The 3,385-nt window shown below is 66.1% G+C and carries 5 protein-coding genes; 1 reads left to right on the top strand and 4 read right to left on the bottom strand.

Annotated features, from left to right (window positions below):
* The 4 genes from VFQ84_RS00165 to VFQ84_RS00150 all read right to left on the bottom strand — a co-directional run.
* A partial coding sequence (locus VFQ84_RS00165; protein WP_325127954.1) for a cysteine synthase family protein occupies positions 1 to 593 on the bottom strand: 593 nt, incomplete at its 3' end.
* 155 nt (positions 594 to 748) lie between these two features.
* Positions 749 to 976, bottom strand: coding sequence for a YdcH family protein (locus VFQ84_RS00160; RefSeq protein ID WP_007807544.1), 228 nt, complete (start codon positions 974 to 976; stop codon positions 749 to 751).
* Between the two features lie 325 nt (positions 977 to 1,301).
* Positions 1,302 to 1,943, bottom strand: a complete 642-nt coding sequence (locus tag VFQ84_RS00155; protein WP_325127951.1) for a hypothetical protein — start codon at positions 1,941 to 1,943, stop codon at positions 1,302 to 1,304.
* A complete protein-coding gene (locus VFQ84_RS00150; protein WP_007807541.1) occupies positions 1,940 to 2,500 on the bottom strand; it encodes a DUF4398 domain-containing protein in 561 nt (186 codons plus the stop codon). Before VFQ84_RS00150 ends, VFQ84_RS00155 begins: the two co-directional genes overlap by 4 nt.
* A gap of 85 nt (positions 2,501 to 2,585) precedes the next feature.
* Between VFQ84_RS00150 and VFQ84_RS00145 the strand changes: the two genes are divergently transcribed.
* The coding region (locus VFQ84_RS00145; RefSeq protein ID WP_325127945.1) for a PilT/PilU family type 4a pilus ATPase at positions 2,586 to 3,385 on the top strand (800 nt) is incomplete at its 3' end.

Raw genomic sequence — 3,385 nt, 5'->3', positions numbered from 1 at the left:
TGCGGCGAGTGCTCGGCGAAGAATTTCGACAGGCCGCTCAGCGTGCCGGACGAACCGCAGCCGAGCACGATCGCGTCGACCTGGCCGTCCATCTGCTCGAGGATTTCGGGCCCGGTGGTGGCGATGTGCGCGGCCGGGTTGTCGGGGTTGCCGAACTGGTTGATGAAGTACGCGCCGGGCGTCTCGCGGGCGATCCGCTCGGCCATGTCCTGGTAATACTCGGGGTGACCCTTGGCCACGTCGGAACGGGTCAGCACCACCTCGGCGCCCATCGCCTTCAGGTTGAAGATCTTCTCGCGGCTCATCTTGTCCGGCACCACCAGGATCAGGCGGTAGCCCTTGGCCTGCGCCACCAGGGCCAGGCCAAGGCCGGTGTTGCCGGCGGTGCCTTCGACCAGGATGTCGCCCGGGCGGATGCGGCCGTCCTTCTCGGCACCCTCGATCATCGACAGGCCGATGCGATCCTTGATCGAGCCGCCGGGGTTGGCGCTCTCCAGCTTGAGGAACAGCTGGCACAGGCCGGTGTCCAGGCGCTGGGTGCGGACCATCGGGGTGCGGCCGATCAATTCAAGAACGCTCTGGTGAACCGTCATGGGGGCTCCGTGATGTGGTTGCGACGGGATGAAGACCGTCGCGACAAGAGGGCCATGATACCCGAGCGCCCGCAGCGGACAGTGCAAACGCGGCGGCCCCGGCACCCTTTCCGTCTGGCGGAAGGGCCCGGGGCCGCGTTCGCGAACAACCGAGTTCAGTGGACGAGATGCGCCCGGTCTGCCCACATGCGTTCGAGTCGGGCCTTGGCCAGCAGTTTTTCCTTCTTCATGCTGGCCAGGGTCATGTCGTCGATGGGCAGCACGCCGATGTCGGCGTCGTGCACCTTGCTGTCGAGTTCCCTGTGATGCTGGTAAAGCCGCCGGAATTCCGCATCGGCCTTCATCAATGCCTCGACATCATCACGCTGCTGGTTTTCAAACATGGTCCGACCTCCTCGCGAGTTGACGTGCGGACGCTACCGGCCGTCCGCAGACGGTGAACCGGGGCGCGCACCCTCGATCCGCGCCGGAATCCCGGATGCGGAGGAAGCTTTCGAAGCGAGGAATGCGTGCATGGTTCGGTCAATGACCCACGGGGTCGGGATGCCCCGTGGGACTTTGACCCTACTCCCCCGCCAGAGGGGGTGCAAGCGTTTCGAGGGCACTTCCGGGAAGCGTGGAAAGTTCCGTAAAAAACTGCCAAAACAGTCTTTTACATCCACTCAACGACTTTCTTCCGCGACCCTAACGGGGTTCGGAAACGACCGCTCAGCGATGCTGGCCGGACGGCTTGGCATCGGTCGCGGAAGGCTTGTCCGCGCTTTCCATCTGCGAGCGCAACGCCTTGGCGGCCTGGGCCGCCAGCTCGGCCTGCCGCTTGGCGGCGCGTGCCACCTTGCTCTGCGCCGCAGCCAGCTTCTTCGCCCGATCCGCTTCGGCCCGGGCCTGGTCGGCCGCCTGCGAATACTCCAGCCCTTGCGCCTGCAGCCGGGCCGCCTCCTCCTGCGCCAGCTGGTATTGCAGGCGCTGCCGCTCCAGCTCGCGCCGGGCCAGCTCCGCATCACGGCGACTGTTGTCCAGCAGGATCTGGTCGTGTTCGCGGTCGAGCTGGGTCAGCTTGACCTGGGCGTCCTGCACCTGGGCGGCAGTCTTGGCCAGGTCGACGCGACGCTCGGCCAGATAGAGCGCATGCGGCCGTTCGCGCGAGCCGGCCTGGGCCAGCCGGTTGATGGCGTCGCGGGCACGGGCCTGTTCGGCCTGGGCGTAGGCGCCCAGGCTGGGATCGCTGGCGAGCTGGTTGAGGCTGCCGGTCAGGCGGTTGATGTCGATGTCGTCCTGGCGGGCATGGGCCGAACCCAGCGTAGCCAACGCCAGCGCGATGGTGGCGAGGATGATGGCGGAATGCCTCATGGCTGACCTCCCGCGGGGTCCACCGCAGGCTGTTGTGCGTTGTCCGGCACGGTCTGGAAACCGTCACCGGCCGGCGCGGACAGCGCCGAGGACGGCGGTGCCGGCATGTCTTCGGTGGGCTGGGCGTTGCTGGCCGGTGGCGCCGGCGCAGGCGCCTGCGCCGCGGCGGCCGCAGCCTCGCCCTGGGCCCGCAGGCGGCTGTTTTCCTGCATCTTGCTCTGGATCTGGGCGCGCGCTGCGCCCAGGCGGGCCTTGGCCTGGGCCAGTTCCGCGTCGGCGCGGGATTCCTCGGCCAGGTTCGCCGCGTCGGCGTACTTGCGTTCGGCCATGGCCGACTGCGCCAGCTGGAACTTGTCCTGGGCAAACCCGAGGTCCACCGGCGCATAATCGGCCGCGCCGGCGTCGCGAGCCATCTGCAGCTGGGTCTGGGCCATGTTCATCGAGTCATTGGGCGGCGGCACCGAGGCGCAGCCAGCCACGAACAGGGCCAGGACCAGGGCGATCAGGACGGTGCGGCCGGGCCGGAAATGTCCGGCCGGCAGGGAAAAGATGTGCATCACATTCCTCATGGTGTGTCGCAGCGTATTGTGGGCGGGCATAATCCATCATTGCAACGCGCATTTCGCAAACTAGGGGTTTTTCGTGGACATCGGTTACTTCCTCAAGCTTATGGTAGACAAGGGCGCGTCGGACATGTTCCTGTCCACGGGGGCCCCGGTGAATATCAAGGTCGAGGGCAAACTGTATCCGCTGGGCAATACCGGCCTTCCCAGCGGCATGGTCAAGAAGATCGCCTACTCGCTGATGGACGAAGGCCAGGTGCCCCAGTTCGAGCGCGACCTTGAATTGAATATGGCGCTGGCGGTGAAGGAAGCCGGGCGCTTCCGCATCAACGTGTTCAAGCAGCGCGGCGAAGTGGGCATGGTGATCCGCGCGATCAAGAGCGAGATTCCCAGCATCGAGCAGCTGCAGCTGCCGAAGATCTTCCGCGACCTGATCATGGAGCCGCGCGGCCTGATCCTGGTGGTCGGCGCCACCGGCTCGGGCAAGTCGACCACGCTGGCGGCGATGCTCGACCACCGCAACACGAATTCCTCCGGCCACATCCTCACCATCGAGGATCCGATCGAATACCTGCACCGGCACAAGAAGTCGATCGTCAACCAGCGCGAGGTGGGGCTGGACACGCACAGCTATCACGAGGCGCTGAAGAACGCGATGCGCGAGGCGCCGGACGTGATCATGATCGGCGAGATCCGCGACACCGACACCATGGAGGCGGCGATCGCCTTCTCCGAGACCGGCCACCTGTGCCTGGCCACGCTGCACTCGAACAACGCCGACCAGACGCTGGAACGCATCCTCAACTTCTTCCCCGAATCGGCGCACAAGAACGTGCTGATGAACCTGGCGCTGAACCTGCGCGCGGTGATCAGCCAGCG

It is taken from the genome of Arenimonas sp., assembly GCF_035721105.1.
Lineage (GTDB): Bacteria > Pseudomonadota > Gammaproteobacteria > Xanthomonadales > Xanthomonadaceae > Arenimonas.
This window is presented reverse-complemented; position numbering and strand designations above follow the sequence as displayed.

What these genes read in the sequence shown, in the direction of transcription:
- VFQ84_RS00155 (WP_325127951.1), bottom strand. Translation starts at nt 1,943, where the DNA reads ATGAGGCATTCCGCCATCATCCTCGCCACCATCGCGCTGGCGTTGGCT.
- VFQ84_RS00150 (WP_007807541.1), bottom strand. Translation starts at nt 2,500, where the DNA reads ATGCACATCTTTTCCCTGCCGGCCGGACATTTCCGGCCCGGCCGCACC.
- VFQ84_RS00160 (WP_007807544.1), bottom strand. Translation starts at nt 976, where the DNA reads ATGTTTGAAAACCAGCAGCGTGATGATGTCGAGGCATTGATGAAGGCC.